Source organism: Microbacterium sp. ARD31 (assembly GCF_031844425.1).
This window is the reverse complement of sequence record NZ_JAUZVE010000008.1, coordinates 1-18,241: the sequence shown is the minus strand read 5'-3', so window position 1 is coordinate 18,241 and position 18,241 is coordinate 1. Positions and strand designations below refer to the sequence as shown.

Annotated in this window: 18 protein-coding genes; 13 read left to right on the top strand and 5 right to left on the bottom strand. The window is 69.1% G+C overall.

The genetic code is table 11. The features are described from left to right. Positions 1-5: 5 nt before the first annotated feature. Complete coding sequence (locus Q9S36_RS20395; protein WP_311286703.1) at positions 6-1,529, top strand: class I SAM-dependent methyltransferase; 1,524 nt, start codon at positions 6-8, stop codon at positions 1,527-1,529. A 52-nt stretch (positions 1,530-1,581) separates the two neighbouring features. Next, the gene (locus tag Q9S36_RS20390; RefSeq protein ID WP_311286702.1) at positions 1,582-3,033 is read left to right on the top strand and encodes a CCA tRNA nucleotidyltransferase; all 1,452 of its coding nucleotides are present in this window, start codon (positions 1,582-1,584) and stop codon (positions 3,031-3,033) included. A 164-nt stretch (positions 3,034-3,197) separates the two neighbouring features. Here Q9S36_RS20390 and Q9S36_RS20385 read toward each other — a convergent pair whose 3' ends face one another. Further along, positions 3,198-4,232 carry an NAD(P)-dependent alcohol dehydrogenase gene (locus Q9S36_RS20385; RefSeq protein ID WP_311286701.1) on the bottom strand — a complete coding sequence of 345 codons (1,035 nt, stop codon included), beginning with the start codon at positions 4,230-4,232 and terminating at the stop codon, positions 3,198-3,200. A 143-nt stretch (positions 4,233-4,375) separates the two neighbouring features. On the opposite strand from Q9S36_RS20385, the gene Q9S36_RS20380 reads away from it, so the two are divergent. The 4 genes from Q9S36_RS20380 to Q9S36_RS20365 all read left to right on the top strand — a co-directional run bounded on the left by Q9S36_RS20380 (position 4,376) and on the right by Q9S36_RS20365 (position 8,165). Beyond that, a complete protein-coding gene (locus tag Q9S36_RS20380) occupies positions 4,376-5,719 on the top strand; it encodes a GAF domain-containing protein (protein WP_311286700.1) in 1,344 nt (447 codons plus the stop codon). 110 nt (positions 5,720-5,829) lie between these two features. Further along, positions 5,830-6,066: a hypothetical protein gene (locus Q9S36_RS20375; protein WP_311286699.1), complete on the top strand. Its 237-nt coding sequence runs from the start codon at positions 5,830-5,832 to the stop codon at positions 6,064-6,066. A gap of 143 nt (positions 6,067-6,209) precedes the next feature. Continuing rightward, entirely contained in the window at positions 6,210-7,760 is a 1,551-nt protein-coding gene (locus tag Q9S36_RS20370; RefSeq protein ID WP_311286698.1) for an aldehyde dehydrogenase family protein, read from the top strand. 6 nt (positions 7,761-7,766) lie between these two features. Then, on the top strand, positions 7,767-8,165 hold the full coding sequence (locus Q9S36_RS20365) for a DUF779 domain-containing protein (RefSeq protein ID WP_311286697.1): 399 nt from the start codon (positions 7,767-7,769) through the stop codon (positions 8,163-8,165). An 18-nt stretch (positions 8,166-8,183) separates the two neighbouring features. Here Q9S36_RS20365 and Q9S36_RS20360 read toward each other — a convergent pair whose 3' ends face one another. Next, entirely contained in the window at positions 8,184-9,362 is a 1,179-nt protein-coding gene (locus Q9S36_RS20360; RefSeq protein WP_311286696.1) for a hypothetical protein, read from the bottom strand. A 219-nt stretch (positions 9,363-9,581) separates the two neighbouring features. Here Q9S36_RS20360 and rpsF point away from each other — a divergent pair, with 219 nt between their 5' ends. Genes rpsF through rplI form a run of 4 tightly spaced genes read left to right on the top strand, consistent with a single transcriptional unit; the run spans position 9,582 to position 11,203 of the window. Beyond that, positions 9,582-9,950: a 30S ribosomal protein S6 gene (rpsF, locus tag Q9S36_RS20355; RefSeq protein ID WP_251455012.1), complete on the top strand. Its 369-nt coding sequence runs from the start codon at positions 9,582-9,584 to the stop codon at positions 9,948-9,950. A 4-nt stretch (positions 9,951-9,954) separates the two neighbouring features. Beyond that, entirely contained in the window at positions 9,955-10,461 is a 507-nt protein-coding gene (locus Q9S36_RS20350; protein WP_311286695.1) for a single-stranded DNA-binding protein, read from the top strand. A 23-nt stretch (positions 10,462-10,484) separates the two neighbouring features. Next, complete coding sequence (gene rpsR, locus Q9S36_RS20345; RefSeq protein WP_071641238.1) at positions 10,485-10,739, top strand: 30S ribosomal protein S18; 255 nt, start codon at positions 10,485-10,487, stop codon at positions 10,737-10,739. Positions 10,740-10,750: 11 nt separating this feature from the next. Beyond that, positions 10,751-11,203, top strand: a complete 453-nt coding sequence (rplI, locus tag Q9S36_RS20340) for a 50S ribosomal protein L9 (protein ID WP_251455008.1) — start codon at positions 10,751-10,753, stop codon at positions 11,201-11,203. Positions 11,204-11,594: 391 nt separating this feature from the next. Here rplI and Q9S36_RS20335 read toward each other — a convergent pair whose 3' ends face one another. Beyond that, positions 11,595-13,232 carry a chaplin family protein gene (locus Q9S36_RS20335; RefSeq protein WP_311286694.1) on the bottom strand — a complete coding sequence of 546 codons (1,638 nt, stop codon included), beginning with the start codon at positions 13,230-13,232 and terminating at the stop codon, positions 11,595-11,597. A 92-nt stretch (positions 13,233-13,324) separates the two neighbouring features. Then, the gene (locus Q9S36_RS20330; protein WP_311286693.1) at positions 13,325-14,356 is read right to left on the bottom strand and encodes a hypothetical protein; all 1,032 of its coding nucleotides are present in this window, start codon (positions 14,354-14,356) and stop codon (positions 13,325-13,327) included. Positions 14,357-14,796: 440 nt separating this feature from the next. Here Q9S36_RS20330 and dnaB point away from each other — a divergent pair, with 440 nt between their 5' ends. Both dnaB and Q9S36_RS20320 read left to right on the top strand, forming a co-directional pair. Further along, the gene (gene dnaB, locus Q9S36_RS20325) at positions 14,797-16,161 is read left to right on the top strand and encodes a replicative DNA helicase (protein ID WP_251454989.1); all 1,365 of its coding nucleotides are present in this window, start codon (positions 14,797-14,799) and stop codon (positions 16,159-16,161) included. A gap of 230 nt (positions 16,162-16,391) precedes the next feature. Further along, positions 16,392-16,964 carry a YdeI/OmpD-associated family protein gene (locus tag Q9S36_RS20320; protein ID WP_311286692.1) on the top strand — a complete coding sequence of 191 codons (573 nt, stop codon included), beginning with the start codon at positions 16,392-16,394 and terminating at the stop codon, positions 16,962-16,964. A 33-nt stretch (positions 16,965-16,997) separates the two neighbouring features. On the opposite strand, the gene Q9S36_RS20315 is transcribed toward Q9S36_RS20320, so the two are convergent. Next, positions 16,998-17,696, bottom strand: coding sequence for a Type 1 glutamine amidotransferase-like domain-containing protein (locus Q9S36_RS20315; RefSeq protein ID WP_311286691.1), 699 nt, complete (start codon positions 17,694-17,696; stop codon positions 16,998-17,000). Between the two features lie 98 nt (positions 17,697-17,794). On the opposite strand from Q9S36_RS20315, the gene Q9S36_RS20310 reads away from it, so the two are divergent. Beyond that, positions 17,795-18,241: GNAT family N-acetyltransferase (locus Q9S36_RS20310; protein WP_311286690.1), on the top strand; the 447-nt coding region annotated here is incomplete at its 3' end.

The following is an 18,241-nucleotide window of genomic DNA, read 5'->3' as shown; positions in this document are numbered from 1 at the left end:
GATTCGTGCTCCCCGAACCAGACGCCGACCGGTGCGCCGCGCTCGCCGCCGACCTCGCCGCCGCCGGCTACCACTCCGAAGCGGTGCGCACCGCGTGGGGGCCTCTCGCCGACGACGCCATCGCCCGCGGACTCCGCGAACCCGCCCTGCGCGCCATCGCCGACCGCGACGACGCGCTTGCCGTTCTCGCCCGCACCCTCATGCTCGGGATGCCGCAACCCGCGGCATCCGTCGATCGCGCCCTTCCCCGCACGCGCACCGCGGGCCTGGTCCGCCTGGGACTCGCGCGACGGGAGGACGACGAGTGCGTTCCCACCGCGCTCCTTCGGCCGCAGTCGTTCGCCGATGAGCGGGGCGCCGGACAATGGTGGGTCGCGAGCGACCTCGATGAGGCCGCGCTCGGCGGGCCGATCGCCGAGGACCATGTGCTCGGAGTGGGAGGGGCTTCGTTGACGCTCGCGGGGCTCCAGCTGCCGACCGCGGCGCACCGCGCGCTGGATCTCGGCGCCGGCTGCGGCATCCAATCGCTGCGGGCGCGACGCGATGTCGACGAGGTGATCGCGACCGACATCTCACGGCGCGCGCTGCGCTTCACGCGGCTGAACGCCCTGCTGAACGGTGTGGACGATATCGACGTGCGCGAGGGCAGTCTGTTCGAGCCGGTTGCGGGCGAGGTGTTCGACCGGATCGTGTCGAACCCGCCGTTCGTGATCACCCCGCGCGTGGCCGGTGTGCCGAGGTACGAATACCGTGACGGCGGCATGGACGGCGATGACCTGGTGGCCGCCGTCGTCCGCGGCGTCGGGGCGCACCTCGCGCCGGGCGGGGTGGCGCAGCTGCTGGGCAACTGGGAGTCGCGCGAGGGGCGTGCCGGGCTCGATCGGGTGCGTGCGTGGGTCGAGTCCTCGGACGTGCCGCTGGACGCGTGGATCGTCGAGCGCGAGTCGCTCGACCCGCTCGCGTACGCGCAGCTGTGGGTGCGCGACGGCGGCACCGTTCCCGGCACGCCCGAACATGCCCGGATGCTGGATGCGTGGCTGGTGGACTTCGAAGAGCGCGGCGTCACCGCCGTCGGCTTCGGCTACCTGCTGCTGCGCCGACCGGTGTCGGGTGTGCCGACGCTCGCCCGATACGAGGCTCTGTCGCATCCCGTCGCCGACGGACTCGGCGCGCACCTCGCGGCTGCGCTGGCCGCACACGACCGGGCGGCGGCGATGTCGGACGAGGCGCTCGCCGCGGCGGTGCTGGCGGTCGCTCCCGATGTGACCGAAGCGCGGCACCACATGCCCGGTGAGGCCGATCCCACCGTCATCGAACTCCGGCAGGGCGGCGGCTTCGCCCGCACCCTTTCGGTCGACCCGGGCCTGGCCGCACTCGTCGGCGCCTGCGACGGCGACCTCGCCCTGGGCGTGCTGATCGACGCCATCGCGCAGCTGCTCGACGCCGATGCGCCGAGGCTCCGCCGCGAGCTGCTGCCACGCGTGCGCGACCTGCTGGTGACCGGCATCCTCACGTTCGCGCAGGACTGACCGCCCCGGTGTCGGCAGGAGCCCGGCGCGGGGCCTCGGTAGGCTGGAAGCCATGCTCAACATGGCCGAGGGTGTCGCGCGCCTCGGCGCGCTCGCCGAGTCGCCGATCGTCGCGACGGTCGCTGCGGCCTTCGCCGATGCCGGCTTCGATCTCGCGATCGTCGGAGGGCCGGTGCGTGACGCGCTGCTCGGCCGCGAGACGCACGACCTCGATTTCACCACCGACGCCCGCCCCGACGACATCCTGCGGATCGTCACGCCGATCTCGACCGCCCAGTGGGACATCGGGCGCGCGTTCGGCACGATCGGCGCCCGCGTGCGCTCGACCGGCGGACGCACCGAGCAGGTCGAGATCACGACGTTCCGCGCCGACAGCTACGACGGCACCACGCGCAAGCCGACCGTCGAGTTCGGCGACACCCTCGAGGGCGACCTCGTGCGGCGCGACTTCACCGTCAACGCGATGGCGCTGCGCGTGCCCGCCAAGGCGCTCGTCGACCCGACCGGCGGTGTCGAGGATCTCATCGCCCGACGGCTGCGGACCCCCGCCGACCCCGGCGTGAGCTTCGGCGACGACCCCCTGCGGATGCTGCGGGCCGCGCGCTTCGCGTCGCAGCTCGAGTTCGACGTCGACGATGGCACCGTCGAGGCCATGGCGCGGCTGCGTCAGACACTGTCGATCGTCAGCCCCGAGCGCATCCAGGGCGAGCTCGTGCGACTGCTGCAGACGGCCGACCCGGTCCGCGGCATCCGGCTCATGGTCGACACCGGCCTCATGGACGAGTTCCTCCCCGAGATCCCCGCGCTGCGGCTCGAGGTCGACGAGCACCACCACCACAAAGACGTGTACGAGCACTCGCTCACGGTGCTGCGTCAGGCGATCGCGCTCGAGCAGACCCGGCATCCGGATACCGCGCCCGACGTCCCCCTGCGCCTGGCGGCCCTGCTGCACGACATCGGCAAGCCGGCGACGCGGCGGCTCGAACCCGGAGGTGGGGTCACCTTCCACCACCACGACATCAAGGGCGCCCGGCTGGCGAAGAAGCGGCTGAACGCGCTGCGCTTCGACTCCGAGACGATCCGCGCCGTGACGCACCTGATCGAGCTGCACCTGCGCTTCTTCGGCTACGCCGAGGGCGCGTGGACCGATTCGGCCGTCCGGCGCTACGTGCGGGATGCGGAGGGCGACCTGGAGCGCCTGCACATCCTCACGCGCGCCGACGTCACCACGCGCAACAAGCGCAAGGCGACCCGGCTGCGCACCGCTTACGACGACATCGAGCGCCGCATCGACGAGCTCGCCGCGCAGGAGGAGCTCGAGGCCATGCGGCCCGAACTGGACGGCAACCGCATCCAGGAGGTGCTGGGCATCCGCCCCGGCCGCGAGGTCGGCGAGGCGTACCGGTACCTGCTCGACATCCGGCTCGACGAGGGCATCATCGGGCCCGAGGCCGCTGAGGAGCGGCTCCGCGCCTGGTGGGCGGGCCGGAGTTCCGGGGACTGAGCGCGTTTCGTCTCGGTCGCTCCGCTCCCTCGCTCAACGTCCGGAACCCGCGCTGAGCGGGAAGCCGCCCCCGGACGTTGAGCGAGCGAAGCGAGACGAAACGCCGGCACGGCACGACCGCCGCCGCCCCGGACGTTGAGCGAGCGAAGCGAGACGAAACGCCGTTACGGCACGATCACCGCGCGGCCGCGGACCGTTCCGTCGTGCAGCTTGCCGTACGCGGCGACGGCGTCGTCGATGCCGAACTGTTCCACGTGCACCGACACGGCACCCGACCGGGCGAGGTCGATCACTTCCATCAGCTCCGAGCGCGTGCCCCAGTAGGGCGCGCGGGCCGAGGCCCCGAACGGCGTCGAGAAGAACCCGGTCGGCAGCAGTCCGCCGCCGATGCCGACGATCTCGATGTGTCCGTCCACCGCGACGACGGCGCGAGCAGTGTCGAGGGTGGGCTGTGCGCCAACGAAGTCGAACACGACGTCGGCGCCGAGGCCGTTCGTGAGGTCGCGGACCCGTTCCGCGGCATCCGGCCCCGACACGACGATGTCGTGAGCGCCGACTTCGCGGGCCAGGGCGAGCTTCTCGTCGCTGAGGTCCAGCGCGATCACGCGCGCCTGGCTGATGGCGCGGATGATCTGCACGCCGACGTGGCCGAGCCCGCCGACCCCGATCACGACGGCGGTGGATCCGGGGACGAGTTTCGGGAGCGCGTTCTTGATGGCGTGGTACGGCGTCAGTCCGGCATCCGTCAGCGACACCGTCTCGACCGGATCGAGGTCCCCCAGGGGGATGAGGTGGCGCTTGTCGTCGACGATCAGGTACTCGGCCATGGCTCCCGGCGCGCCGAGTCCCGGAGGGGCGATGCCCAGCTCCGCCGCGTGCGAGCAGTAGTTCTCGGCGCCGCGCGAGCAGGCGTGGCAGAGTCCGCAGCCCCAGGGTCCGTAGACGGCGTAGGAGCCGCCGACCTCGATGCCCTCGACGCCCTCGCCGAGCTTGTCGACGATGCCGGCGCCCTCGTGGCCGAGGGTGAGCGGCAGGCCGTAGATGTACTGCTCCTCGGGGAGGTCCATGACGAACCAGTCGGAGTGGCAGAGCCCTGCGGCGGTCACCTTGAGTCGGATCTGTCCCGGACCGGGTTCGGGCACGTCGACCTCGACGACCTCGGGTCCCTTGCCGATCTCTCGGTACTGCACAGCCTTCATGGCGACTCCTTTCGTGGGTGCCTTCAGACTCACATTCCGCAGTCCGCGCGGACAGGGTCTTCCGTCCCGTCGTCCGGCCGCCTACCCTGCGGCATCCGCCCCCTACACTTGACGCACGCTCCACCGACGCCGATCGGAGCCGCATGTCATCGCCGTGGTCGCCCCGACGCGAGGTGTCGCCCGAGACCTCCCGTCTGCTCATCGAGCGTGCGCACGAAGAGATCCTCGCCGGCAACGACGCCGACCGGCGTCTGCTCGACGTCCGGCCACTCGTACGGGATTCGTGGCGTCGCGCGCTCGCGCAGCTGGTCGGCGCCGAGGCCCTTCCGCCGCTCGACCTCTCGGCCGACGAACTCGACGAGTACCGGCGGGCTCACCCGCTGGCCGGTGTGATCGACATGGTGCGCGGGCTGCTGCTGCCGGGCGAGGCGAGCCGGTCCGGCGTCGTGGTGGCCGTCGGCGACGCGGCCGGCCGGCTGCTGTGGGTCGAGGGCGACCGCTCCATCCGCGCACTCACCGGGGACATGGGCTTCGTCGAGGGTGCCAACTGGTCGGAAGACGCCGTGGGCACTGCGGCTCCGGGCACCGCCCTACGGCTCGACCGGTCGGTGCAGATCCACGGCGCCGAACACTTCAACCGGCTGGTCCAGCCCTGGTCGTGCACCGCGGCTCCCGTCCATGATCCCGAGACGCGCCGCATCCTCGGGGTCATCGACGTCACGGGCGGCACCGAGGCGGTCAGCCCCCAGGCGCAGCTGCTCGTCGACGCCACCGCTCGGGCGATCGAGGGGGAGCTCATGGTCGCCCGGCTGCGCGAACGTGCCCAGAGCCGCTCCCGCCCGCGCCGAAACGCACCGCGGGTCGAGACCGACCGTGCGACGCTGCGCGTGCTCGGGCGCGACCGGGGCCTGCTCGAACTCGCCGGCGCCGCCGACGGATCCCCCGCCACCACCATCGAACTGACCACCCGCCACGCCGAGATCCTGCTCATGCTCGCCACACATCGCCAGGGCCTGTCCGCCGAACGGCTCGGCGAACTCGTCTACGGCGATCCGGATGCCGCGGACACGCTCCGCCCCGAGATGGTGCGGCTGCGCCGGGCACTGGCGAAGTCCGCGCCCGCGCTCGTCCCGGCATCCCGCCCCTACCGCCTCACCGCCGACCTCGAGACCGACGCGCAGCAGGTGCTGTCGCTGCTGGACCGCGGGGCCCATCGCGTCGCGCTCGCGGCCTACCGCGGCGACGTGCTGCCCGACTCGATCGCACCCGGGGTTGACGAGCTGCGCGACACCATGCGAACGACCCTGCGCGAGGCGCTGATGTCCGAGGCGTCAGTCGAGGTCCTTCTGGCGTATGCCGAGACGGATGCCGCGGCCGAGGACCCCGATCTCTGGCGGCTGTGCCTGCAGATGCTCCCGCCTCGGTCGCCGAGGCGCGCCGCTCTCGTGGCGCGGCTCGAGCGGTGGGAAGCCGACGAGTCCGGCTGACGCGCGCTCTCGTGCAGCGGCATCCGGATTCCTAGCCGGGCTAGCGAAATCCGGAGTACCGTGAGAGCGAGCACACCCGAGTGCTCGTTTGTGATTCGAAGGAGAATGACATGCGCAGGAAGATCGTGATGACGCTGACGGCGTTGACGATCGCCGCGATGGCATCCGTGGCGGTTCCGACCGCGGCGAACGCCTCCGGCTACGGCAAGCAGATCAACGACGGATGCGGCGCCAGCTACGGCCAGCTCGTCTCCGGCGCCCGCGCCATCGGTCACGTGACCGGTTCCGTGAGCGGGGCGATGAACTTCGTCGACAGCGGACTCGCCGCAGCCCACGGCTGCAGCTGACCGTCTCGCGGGCAATCCCCCAGAGCCCGCATCCGGGCCTGCCCCCTGGGCCCACGGAGGGCGCAACGTTCTGCAACGTTGCGCCCTCTACCTTCGACCACACGCGACGAGGACCGTCGCGAGCACGTCGAAGGAGACAGCACATGACCATCGTCGAAGAAGGCGTCTCGAGCGTCTACGCAGCCCCGGGCCAGCGCGGATCGGTCGCGGACTACCGCCCCCGCTACGGCCACTACATCGGCGGCGAGTTCGTCGAGCCGATCAAAGGCCAGTACTTCGAGAACATCTCGCCGGTCAACGGCAAGCCGTTCTGCGAGGTCGGCCGCGGCACCGTCGAAGACGTCGACCGGGCCGTCGAGGTCGCATGGCAGGCGTTCGCGTCGTGGAAGCGGACGACCCCTGCCGAGCGCGCCGTCATCCTCAACAGGATCGCCGACCGCATCGAGCAGAACCTCGAGAAGATCGCGGTCGCCGAGACCTGGGAGAACGGCAAGCCGGTCCGCGAGACGCTCGCCGCCGACATCCCCCTGGCCGTCGACCACTTCCGGTACTTCGCCGGTGTGCTGCGGGCGCAGGAGGGCTCGCTCAGCCAGCTCGACGACGACACCGTCGCGTACCACTTCCACGAGCCGCTCGGCGTGGTCGGCCAGATCATCCCGTGGAACTTCCCGATCCTCATGGCCACATGGAAGCTCGCCCCGGCCCTCGCCGCCGGCAACTGCGTCGTTCTCAAGCCCGCAGAGCAGACGCCCGCGTCGATCCTGTTCCTCTTCGAGATCATCGGCGACCTGCTGCCGGCCGGTGTGGTGAACATCGTCAACGGGTTCGGCATCGAGGCCGGTGCCCCGCTCGCTCAGCACAAGCGCATCCGCAAGGTCGCGTTCACCGGTGAGACCACCACGGGCCGCCTCATCATGCAGTACGCCTCGCAGAACCTCATCCCCGTCACGCTCGAACTCGGCGGGAAGAGCGCCAACGTGTTCTTCGACGACGTCGCCCGCGACACGTCGGATGCGTACTACGACAAGGCGCTCGAGGGCTTCAGCTTCTTCGCGCTCAACCAGGGCGAGGTCTGCACGTGCCCGTCGCGCGCGCTCATCCAGCGCTCGATCTACGACCGGTTCCTCGGCGACGGCCTCGAGCGGGTGTCGAGGATCCGGCAGGGCAACCCGCTCGACCCCGAGACGATGATCGGCGCCCAGGCGTCCAACGATCAGCTCGAGAAGATCCTCAGCTACATCGACATCGGCAAGGCAGGCGGGGCGAAGCTGCTCACCGGAGGCGAGCGGGTCGACCTCGGCGGCGACCTGTCGGACGGCTTCTACATCGCGCCCACGGTGTTCGAGGGCACGAACGACATGCGCATCTTCCAGGAGGAGATCTTCGGGCCGGTCGTCTCGGTGACGTCGTTCCAGGACTTCGACGACGCCATCTCGATCGCCAACGACACCCTCTACGGTCTGGGCGCGGGCGTCTGGAGCCGCTCCGGCGACACCGCCTACCGCGCCGGACGCGCCATCGAAGCCGGACGCGTGTGGACGAACACGTACCACCAGTACCCCGCGCACGCGGCGTTCGGCGGGTACAAGCAGTCGGGCATCGGCCGCGAGAATCACCTGAAGATGCTCGACCACTACCAGCAGACCAAGAACCTCCTGGTGTCGTACGCCGAGGGTTCGATGGGCTTCTTCTGATCCCCGATGTCCCACACCACGACGTACAGCAGGGTGGCCGTGACCGACGCTGCGGCCGCCCTGCTGCGCGACCTCGCAGCGCAGCACGGCCCGCTGATGTTCCACCAGTCGGGCGGATGCTGCGACGGCAGCGCCCCGATGTGCTTCCCCGTCGGCATGTTCCAGACCGGGCCCGGCGACGTCCACCTCGGCGTCGTCGACGCGGGCCTGCCCGAGCCGATCGACGTGTGGATGTCGGCAGCCCAGTTCGAGTACTGGAAGTACACGCACCTCACCATCGACGTCGTCCCGGGCCGCGGCGCCGGGTTCAGTGTCGAGTCGCCGACGGGCCTTCGCTTCCTCATCCGCTCCCGGATGCTGGACGAGTCCGAGCTCGCGCACTTCGGTCTCGCGGCATCCCCCTGACGAACGCCCGCGGCGGGCTCAGCGGTCGAAGAGCATGCTGACGAAGCCGCCGAAGAACTGCAGCAGCCACACGCCGACCACGACGACGCCGATGACGATCGCCACCCACGGCACGCCCTTCTGCAGTCGGCGCCCCGGCGTGGCGACGCCGGGCGGAGGCCGCAGCTGCTCGAGCGGTGGGGTGAACGGCACCGAATCATGCCCGGCCTGGGCGGCGGGTGCGACCTCGGCGCCGTGTACGGACGCGGATGCTGCTCGCGCGGCATCCGCCCGCAGACGGTCGTCGCGCCACCGCGCCCACTGGGCGAGCTTGTCGAGGAGGGCCCCGACGACCGAGAACAGCCACGCCCACGTGCGGGGGTCGAGGGTCGAGAAGTCGCGCTTGGCGTACAGGAAGAGCCAGTCGTCGACGATCTCGACGTCGAGGGCGGCGGCGTTGTCGATGAAGCGCGCCATGATGTCGGGCGTGAAGAGGTAGAGCGCGTCGCGTTCGTAGCCGGCGGGGCAGTACAGCGCGAAGTAGCGGTCGAAGTCGCCCTCGAGGCTCAGCCGCTGGTCCTTTTGGAAGGTGGCCGGCAGGTTCGAGCCGAACAGGCCGTTGTTGCCTGTGGCGTCCAGCACGATGTGGGGCAGGGGCACATCGAGCTTGACCGCGACGTATCCCCACTTGTGGGTCGTGCGGTTCTTGCCCGATCCGGTCGTGTACCGGTAGTTGCCGAACTCGACGAACCGGGGGCGCTCGCCGCGGACGAGGTCGGATGAGCGGCGGCTGCTGCCGATGCTGAAGATCATCCCCGGCAGATCGGGATTCGTGAAGGCCGGCACGTAGGACATCGCATTCGCGCGCGCGAAGCGGTCGAGGCGGTACCAGCGCTCGCTCTGCCCGCCGAAGCCGCGCACGATCGCGACGGCGACCATGGCGATCACCGCGAGGATGAGGATGAACGGGATGACGGCGAACATCGCCCGCGGTCCGCTGTCTCCGGCGACGATGAACGCGCCGAAGATCGACGCGAAGACCGACCCGAACACCGACAGGAAGAACACTCCCGCGATCGAGATGATCACGATCGAGAGCGGGCTGGTCGACGGCGCACGGCCCGTCCGCTTCATCTCGTGGGCGAAGGCGCGCACCGCCTGTTTGTCCACCGGCTCGGTCAGCGGGCGCGCGTCGAACGGTGCGGGAGCAGCAGCCATGCCGCCAACCTACCTGCGGCCGGCGTGTGGTCTCTCGACCGGCGGCGCGGGTGTCGGGGATCCCCCAGAGTCTCGGATTCGGCGGCTGACCTGGCGTCCGGTACCATAGGAGGGTTGTCCGCACGCGCCCATGTGCGCGAGAAGTCGGATGACGTGCACCACACCCTCCTGCTTCCGGGAAATGCCCGGGAGCCGTTCTAGTCCGAAGGAGGTGGGTTAGTGACGCACCAGTACGAACTCATGGTCATTCTGAGCCCCGAGATCGACGAGCGCCAGGTCGCCCCGAACCTCGACAAGTTCTTGAAGGTCATCACGAATGATGGTGGCTCGATCGACAACGTCGACATCTGGGGTCGCCGCCGTCTCGCCTACGAGATCCAGAAGAAGACCGAGGGCATCTACGCCGTCGTCAACTTCACCGCGACCGCCGAGGCCACGCAGGAGCTCGACCGCCAGCTGAAGCTGAGCGAGCAGATCATGCGCACCAAGGTCCTCCGTGCCGAAGAGGCGCAGGCGATGGTCGCTGCTGAGGCGAAGCGCTCGGAAGAGAAGGCTGCTCGCAAGTCCGCCAAGGCTGCGAAGGCTTGAGCTGATGGCAGGCGAAACGATCATCACCGTCGTGGGCAACCTCACGGCTGATCCCGAACTGCGTTACACGCAGAACGGCCTGCCCGTCGCGAACTTCACGATCGCGTCGACGCCGCGCAACTTCGACCGTCAGGCGAACGAGTGGAAGGACGGCGAAGCGCTGTTCCTCCGCGCGAGCGTGTGGCGCGAGTTCGCCGAGCACGTGGCGGGTTCGCTGACCAAGGGCATGCGGGTCGTCGCGACCGGCCGCCTGAAGCAGCGCTCCTACCAGGACCGCGAGGGCAACAACCGCACCGCGATCGAGCTCGAGGTCGACGAGATCGGCCCGTCGCTGCGTTACGCGACCGCGCAGGTCACCCGTGCAGCGGGTGGCGGCGGCGGTGGCGGAGCGCCCCGTCAGCAGGCGCAGGTCGCCGACGAGCCGTGGTCGACCCCCGGTTCCTCGAACACCAACGCCAACGCCGACGCGTGGAGCGCCCCCGGCGCCTACGGCGACGACACCCCGTTCTGAACACATCTTTTTAAGGAATCACCATGGCTGGAAAGTCGAGCGGCGACCGCCGCAAGCCGCGGAAGGGTGGCAAGCCCACCGCTCCCGCGAAGTCGATCCGGGTCGGCGTCATTGATTACAAGGACGTCGCCACGCTTCGCAAGTTCATCTCGGAGCGCGGGAAGATCCGCGCCCGTCGTATCACCGGAGTTTCGGTTCAGGAGCAGCGTCTGATCGCCAAGGCGATCAAGAACGCACGCGAGATGGCGCTCCTGCCCTACGCCGGCGCTGGCCGCTAAGGAGCACCGGAATGGCAAAGCTGATCCTCACGAACGAGGTCACCGGGCTCGGTAGCGCCGGTGACGTGGTCGAGGTCAAGAACGGGTACGCCCGTAACTACCTCATCCCCCAGGGCTTCGCAGTGGCGTGGAGCCGCGGCGGCGAGAAGCAGGTGGCGTCCATCCGCGCCGCTCGCGAGTCGCGCGCGATCCACGACCACGAAGAGGCCGTGGCCCTCAAGAACAAGCTCGAGTCGAACACCGTTCGTCTGTCGGTCAAGGCCGGCAACGAAGGACGCCTCTTCGGTTCGGTCAAGACCGTCGATGTGGCCGACGCCGTCAAGGCTGCCGGTCTGGGCGAGCTCGACAAGCGCAAGATCCACATCACGTCGCCGATCAAGTCGGTCGGCGAGCACGAGGCGACGGTCCGTCTGCGCGACGACCTCACCGCTGTGATCAACCTTCAGGTCGTCGCCGCCAAGTAAGGCCCGACACCCGCGGATGCCGCGTCCTCTGCTCCCTCGGGAGTAGGGGGCGCGGCATCCGTCGTTTCGCGTGGGTCTCGGGCGGCCGGAATCGGGGTGATCGAGTACCCCGCGCAGCGGTAGCACGGGGACGAGTTCCGCGCGGCGCCCTCTAACTTGACGCTGTCTGCGCTCATCCTCCTCGGTGACCGCACATGGCGCCAACCGAGCCGCCGTTGCTCGCGGGAGCTCGTCGCAGTCTGCTGCCACCCGCGCAGATACCCGCATCCAGCGCCAAGCGTGCACGACGGATGCCGCGACCTCCCCTCCGGTGGAGCGGAAGGCCGCGGCATCCGTGAGTTCCCTCACGTGGTGGTCGGGCGTCCAGGCACGGTACGCCCGACGTCACGCGTCAGGCGGTGCGGCGGCGCGCGAAGAGCAGGCCTCCGATTCCTGCGAGGAGCATCAGCACACCGCTGAAGAGCGCTGCGAGACCGTCGTTGCCTCCGGTCATCGCCAGGGCCGTGGCGGTGGTGGCAGCCGGCGAACCGGTCATGCCGTCAGTACCGGTGGAGCTTCCGCCGTTCGAGCCCGGGTTGGCGGGCATCATCGGGTCGGTCGGGTTCACCGGGGTGGTGGGGTTGGTCGGGTCCGTCGGGTTCACCGGGGTGGTGGGGTCCGTCGGGTCCGTGGGGTCGACCGGGTCCGTCGGGTCGACCGGGTCCGTCGGGTCGACCGGGTCGGTCGGGTCCGTCGGGTCGACCGGGTCGGTCGGATCCGTCGGGACGGTGGGGTCGGTCGGCGTCACGATGACCGTCGAGTTCTCGGTCGTGCTGTCGCCGATCACCGAGATGGCGTTGCCGCCGATGGTGATCGGTGCCGTGATGGGCGCGAGGACCTGCGTGCCGCCGAGGATCCCGTCCTCGCCGTTCGTCGATCCGGTGGTGCCGCCGTTGCCGGCGATGACGCCGGTCATCGAGTCCTCGCTGTGGCTGTCGCCGATGACCGAGATGGCGTTGCCGCCGATCGTGACGGGTGCGGTGACGGGTGCCAGGACCTGGGTGCCGCCGAGAACGCCGTCCTCGCCGGTGGTGGATCCGCTGGCGCCGTCGCCGTTGCCGGTGATGACGCCGGTCGTTGAGCCCTCGGTGTGGCTGTCGCCGATGACCGAGATGGCGTTGCCGCCGACGGTGACCGGTGCCTCCACGGGTGCGACGATCTGGGTGCCGCCGAGAACGCCGTCCTCGCCGGTGGTGGATCCGCTGGCGCCGTCGCCGTTGCCGGTGATGACGCCGGTCATCGAGCCCTCCGTGTGGCTGTCGCCGATGACCGAGATGGCGTTGCCGCCGATGGTGACCGGTGCCTCCACGGGTGCAACGACCTGGGTGCCGCCGAGGATCCCGTCCTCGCCGGTGGTGGACCCGGAGGTGCCTTCGCCCTCGCCGCTGCCGGAGGCGACCGCGGTGTCGGAGCCCTCACTGTGGCTGTCGCCCACAACCGACACGGCGTTGCCGCTGACCGTCACCGGCGCGTTGACCGAGACGATGCCCTGGGTTCCGGAGAGGATCCCGTCCTCGCCCGTGGTCTCGGCCTGCCCGGCGTCGCCCGAGTCCGCCGGAGCGGTCTCGACGTGCGTCGCGCTGTCGGACGACGAGCTGTCGCCGACGACCGAGACGGCGTTGCCGCTCACGGTCACGGGCGCCTCGACGGTGACGATGGCCTGCGAGCCTGAGCCCGCGGCATCCTCACCGCTTGTCGTTGCGACCGGCTCGGCTGCCGGGGCCGGAGCCGGAGCCGGAGCGGGTGCCGGAGCGGGCTGCGCCGCCGGTGCCACCTCGACAGTGGACGACTCGCTGCTCGAGTCGCCGATGCCCGAGACGGCGTTGCCGCCGATCGTCACGGGCAGGTCGACTTCGATGAGGGCCTGGGTGCCCGAGAGCAGACCGTCCTCCCCCGTGGTCTCGGCCGCATTGGCGGCCGTTGCGCCGAACAGCGTTATGCCGCCGGCGACGAGCGTGCCCAACAGGGCTCGCGTGATGAACGTACGCATGATTGGTTCTCCCCATTGAATTGACTGATTGAAGGACGCGCGAGTGCGCGTCGATGAGCTTCTGTCGCCGAAGATCGGCGACGCAGCTGTCGTCAGTCGGGAGAGACGTCGGTGCCGAAGAAGGGCGCCGGCGGCACGTCGTCGTCCCCTGCTCCGCGTCGGCGCACCCAGGCACGGTGTGCGGCGAACGGGAAGAGGGCGAGGAACGCCCAGGCGCCGGGACCCGCACCGTTGGATCCCGCGGAAAGCTGTGCAGGGCAGAGCTCACCCATGGAAGGCAGGGTGAGCGTCGTACCGAAAAGGACCGAGAAGCCCGAGATCACGGCGGTGGCGCCGTTGACGGCTACGCCCGGCGCACCGGTGAAGCCGGAAAAGGATGCCGCGTCGGCGGTCGCGGAAAGCTCCGCCGTACCGGCTTGCGAACTCAGGTCGGCGACCGCGTGGTTGACGGCGCCGACGTCGATGCCGGCGCCCTCACCGGTCACCGCGTCCACATCGAGGTCGGGGACGGTGGGAATGACGGGCGTCGACGGCGCTGCGGGTGCTGTGGGGAGGGGCGGAACATCGATGGTTCCGTCGATCACCTCGACGACCTCGGTGGTCGAGTCGGACACCGAGCCCAGTGCCTTGTCGGTGGATTCGGCGACGTCCTTCACGGCGTCGCCCGCGCCGGTCTGCTCGACGATTCCGCCGACGACCGGGACGCTCTCTACGACGTCGACGACAGGCGTGACGACGGCGGAGACGACGTCGTTCGACACGATCTCGTCCACCGGTGCGGTCACGGTCTCGGCGACCGTCTCGACGACCTTCACGACGTCCTTCACAGGCTCGGCCACCGGGGCCGGAGCCGTGGTCTGCACGGTCTCGACGACCTTCGCGACGGGCTCGGATACGGTTGCGACGGCCGAGGTCACGGCATCCGTGGTCGTCGACACGGTCTCATCCACGACCGACGTCACGCCGCCGAGAAGTCCGCCGGCACCCTCATCGTCATTCGCGAGGGCGTCCGATGATCCCAGTCCGAAGAAGACCGAAACCGCGACCCAGGCGAACGCGATGCCGACGCCCGTCAGGGCCAGAGTGCGCAGCCGCTCGATGGGGCTGTCTGCTGTTGGTACCACGTTCACCTCCCACGACGAAGAGCGTCTTTCGATCCGCGAAGATCGTCCTTGAGGGTGCCTGGAACAGTGACGCTAGCGTACTGGTATATCGGGTGTCTACCCCTCGATCCGAAATGCCCGGGATTTTTTCGAGTTGCGCGGGAGGCTCATCTGTGCATAACTCAACCCCTCGTGCGCAACCTTCAATGGGCACTTCAAGCCCGTGTTTGTCCACAGAGTGTGGAAACACAAAGCGCCGGTCAATGGCTATTTATGTGACAAAAACTCGCCGAACTAGGAAGGTTCTCCACAGGGGTTCTCCACATGCGCCACGGCGTTTCACGCAATCTCTCCACACACTTATCCACAGGCCGTGTTGCAGGTGTCGGAGGCCCTTCATAGCGTGTACTTCGTCTCATCGGGGGATGAGGACTTCGTCTTGTCAGGAGGCTCCGTACGTCATGTCGATCGCTGACATCTCGCAAGAACGACTTGGCCCACCCCGCGAGCACGAGCGCACCCCTCCGCACGACATCCTCGCCGAGCAGAGCGCCCTGGGCGGAATGCTGCTGTCGAAGGATGCCGTCGCCGACGTCATCGAAGGCTTGCGCGGCTCGGACTTCTACATCCCCAAGCACGAGCTCATCTTCGAAGCGATCCTCTCCCTCTACTCGCACGGTGAGCCGACCGACGTGGTGGCCGTCACCGACGAGCTGATCAAGACCGGTGAACTGCAGCGCGCCGGCGGCGCCGACTACCTGCACTCGCTCACGTCGATCGTGCCGACCGCGGCCAACGCCGGCTACTACGGGTCGATCGTCGCCGAGCGTGCCCTGCTTCGTCGCCTGGTCGACGCGGGAACGCGCATCGTGCAGATGGGGTACGCCGGTCAGGGTGACGCGGTCGATCTGGTCAACAACGCCCAGGCCGAGATCTACGGTGTCACGGGCGCCGAGACCGTCGAGGACTACGTGCCGCTCGAGGTCGCCGTCGGCGCCGCGATCGACGAGATCGAGGCCGCCCGCGGCCGCGACGGTCAGATGACCGGCATCCCCACCGGCTTCCAGCAGTTCGACGAACTCACCAACGGTCTGCACCCCGGTCAGATGATCGTCGTCGCCGCACGACCCGCCATGGGTAAGTCGACACTGGCGCTCGACTTCGCCCGCGCTGCGGCCATCAAGCACAAGATGCCCACCATCTTCTTCTCGCTCGAGATGGGGCGCAGCGAGATCGCGATGCGACTCATGAGCGCCGAGGGGTCGGTGCCGCTGCAGAACATGCGAAAGGGCACGCTCGACTCGCGCGACTGGACGACGATCGCCTCGACCCGCGGCCGCATCAACGATGCTCCGCTCTACATCGATGACAGCCCCAACATGACGCTCGTCGAGATCCGGGCGAAGTGCCGTCGACTCAAGCAGCGCGCCGGGCTCAAGATGGTCATCATCGACTACCTGCAGCTGATGACGAGCGGCAAGAAGGTCGAGTCGCGTCAGCAGGAGGTCAGCGAGTTCTCGCGTGCCCTCAAGCTCCTGGCGAAGGAACTGCAGGTGCCGGTCATCGCGCTGTCGCAGCTGAACCGTGGTCCTGAGCAGCGCACCGACAAGCGCCCCGCGGTCAGCGACCTGCGTGAGTCGGGCTCGATCGAGCAGGACGCCGACATGGTCGTGCTGCTGCACCGTGACTCGGTCTACGACAAGGATGTCCGCCCCGGCGAGGCCGACCTCATCGTGGCGAAGCACAGAAACGGTCCGACCGCGACGCTCGAGATCGCGTTCCAGGGCCACTTCTCGCGCTTCGCCGACATGGCCGTCGGCCTCTGATCCCACACCGGCGCCCGAACCGGAGGGGTGGATCGGCAAGGCGTGGCTAGCGCGTCCGCGGCGCGATAGAAACGGAACCGGACCTCACCGGAAGAAGACACCGTGATCGATCGCGCAGTTCGCACTCGTCAGACGTCGTATCGGGCGAGCGGTCGAGTACTGTCCCGACTGATCGGGACGGTGGCGACTCCGCCGAGCAAAACGTCGGGGGCAAGGTCTACGGTGCGAAGATGGTCGCCGCATCCGCCAAGCCCGAGCTGCATGTCGACACCGTCGGCGAGTGGGAGCGCTGGCTGGAGTCCGATCCCGATCCCGCCGGGGTGAGGCTTCGGCTTCGCAAAGCGCCGTCGAAGCGGCCCGGCATCACCTATGCGGATGCGTTGGACGTCGCCCTGTGCTTCGGATGGATCGACGGGCAGAGACTGTCGTTGGACGCGGACTACTTCCTGCAGGTGTTCACGCCGCGCCGGCCCCGCGGGCTGTGGTCGAAGGTCAACCGGGAGCACGTCGCCCGTCTCATCGAGGCGGGTCGGATGCGGCCAGCCGGACTCCGCGAGATCGAACGGGCGAAAGCGGACGGGTGGTGGGACGCCGCATATCGTCAAAGCGACGGCGAGGTCCCACCCGAACTGCAGGCGGCACTCGACGCCGACCCAGCACTCGCCGCCGCGTTCGCTGCGCAATCGGCGCAGAACCGCTTCGCGATGGCGTTCCGGGTGAGCAGCTTGAAGCGGCCGGAAACGCGCGCGGCCCGTGTCGACCAGTACGTCGCCATGCTTCGGCGTGGCGAAACGCTCCACTGAGCCGATCTGCACAGCAGAGTGTGCGCGCGAGCGTCAGCGCGAATCCACCACCGACCCGTCGGGACCGAATCGGCGCCAGTGGCCCGACGAGACGACGACCGGGTCAGCCGCGGAGTCGCGCACGAGCAGCGCGGAGTCGTCGTCGAGGAACCAAACCGGCTGTCGTGATCGCCCGGCGCCGCGCGCCGCCCACGCGTCGGCATCCGTCGGCATCCAGTCCGCGCCGCGATGACCCATGAAGAACCAGTCGAAGAGCGGAACGGCAGGGGCGATCGAGTCGAGCCCGAACATCTCGAGCTCCTCCTGATCGTCGAAGTCTTCCGGCCAGCGGCCCAGCGAGCGCGCGAAGATCATCGAGCCCGCGCTCCACCCGACGTACACCTTCTCTTCGAGAAGCTGCGCGAGCACCGGCGCAAGGCCGGTCGCGTGCCAGGCGTGCGCCGCCCACAGGTTGCTGCCGCCGTAGCCGAGGATCACATCGGCCGACCGCAGCCGCGACTCGACCAGCGTCGGAGGTCCGGCGAACAGCGACGCCACGTCGAACTCGGCCCAGCCCAGCGAACGCAGCCCCTCGAGATGCTCGACGAGGGTGGAGCTGTCGCCGGGAAAACCGAGGATGGCGTCGATGACCACCACGATCCGGGAGTCCGCGATCGGCTTGCCGAGCAGATCGACGAGCGCATCGTGGATGAGGGGGTTCGCGATCCCGTTGGACGTGAGCAGCATCCGCATCGGCCAAGGCTAGAGGAGGCAGGCCCCTCTCGGCAGTCGGTCCACTTGATCGCAAGCAGCCTTGTCGGCGGCCGATCCGTGGCTGGTTGGATCAGGGCATGGTCCAGGATCTGATCTTCTCCGCCGACGCATCGGCCATGGATGTCGAGCGCGTGCATCGCTGGCTCGCAGAGGAGTCCTACTGGGCCCGCGGACGGACGCGCGAGGCCCATGAGGCTGCCATGGCGGGCTCTCGCAACTACGGCGTCTTCGACGCGGTCACAGGGCAGCAGGTCGCGTATGCCCGTGCCATCACCGACGGTGCGACGTTCGCGTGGATCGCCGATGTCTTCGTCGATCCGATTGCGCGTGGTCGAGGCATCGGCAAGCGCATCATGGCGGGCATCATCGACGACCTCGAACCACTCGGGCTGAAGCGCACAGCCCTGTTCACCGAGGATGCCCACGGACTGTACGAGCAGTACGGTTTCCAGCGGCTCACGGACCCGGATTCATGGATGCTGCGATGGGGCAAGGGCTACGCGCCGAACCCGATCTCCCCGTCT

Coding starts and splice junctions, on each gene's coding strand:
- Q9S36_RS20390 (WP_311286702.1), top strand. CDS start 1,582: ATGCTCAACATGGCCGAGGGTGTCGCGCGCCTCGGCGCGCTCGCCGAG.
- Q9S36_RS20385 (WP_311286701.1), bottom strand. CDS start 4,232: ATGAAGGCTGTGCAGTACCGAGAGATCGGCAAGGGACCCGAGGTCGTC.
- Q9S36_RS20380 (WP_311286700.1), top strand. CDS start 4,376: ATGTCATCGCCGTGGTCGCCCCGACGCGAGGTGTCGCCCGAGACCTCC.
- Q9S36_RS20375 (WP_311286699.1), top strand. CDS start 5,830: ATGCGCAGGAAGATCGTGATGACGCTGACGGCGTTGACGATCGCCGCG.
- Q9S36_RS20370 (WP_311286698.1), top strand. CDS start 6,210: ATGACCATCGTCGAAGAAGGCGTCTCGAGCGTCTACGCAGCCCCGGGC.
- Q9S36_RS20365 (WP_311286697.1), top strand. CDS start 7,767: ATGTCCCACACCACGACGTACAGCAGGGTGGCCGTGACCGACGCTGCG.
- Q9S36_RS20360 (WP_311286696.1), bottom strand. CDS start 9,362: ATGGCTGCTGCTCCCGCACCGTTCGACGCGCGCCCGCTGACCGAGCCG.
- Q9S36_RS20350 (WP_311286695.1), top strand. CDS start 9,955: ATGGCAGGCGAAACGATCATCACCGTCGTGGGCAACCTCACGGCTGAT.
- rpsR (WP_071641238.1), top strand. CDS start 10,485: ATGGCTGGAAAGTCGAGCGGCGACCGCCGCAAGCCGCGGAAGGGTGGC.
- rplI (WP_251455008.1), top strand. CDS start 10,751: ATGGCAAAGCTGATCCTCACGAACGAGGTCACCGGGCTCGGTAGCGCC.
- Q9S36_RS20335 (WP_311286694.1), bottom strand. CDS start 13,232: ATGCGTACGTTCATCACGCGAGCCCTGTTGGGCACGCTCGTCGCCGGC.
- dnaB (WP_251454989.1), top strand. CDS start 14,797: ATGTCGATCGCTGACATCTCGCAAGAACGACTTGGCCCACCCCGCGAG.
- Q9S36_RS20320 (WP_311286692.1), top strand. CDS start 16,392: ATGGTCGCCGCATCCGCCAAGCCCGAGCTGCATGTCGACACCGTCGGC.
- Q9S36_RS20315 (WP_311286691.1), bottom strand. CDS start 17,696: ATGCGGATGCTGCTCACGTCCAACGGGATCGCGAACCCCCTCATCCAC.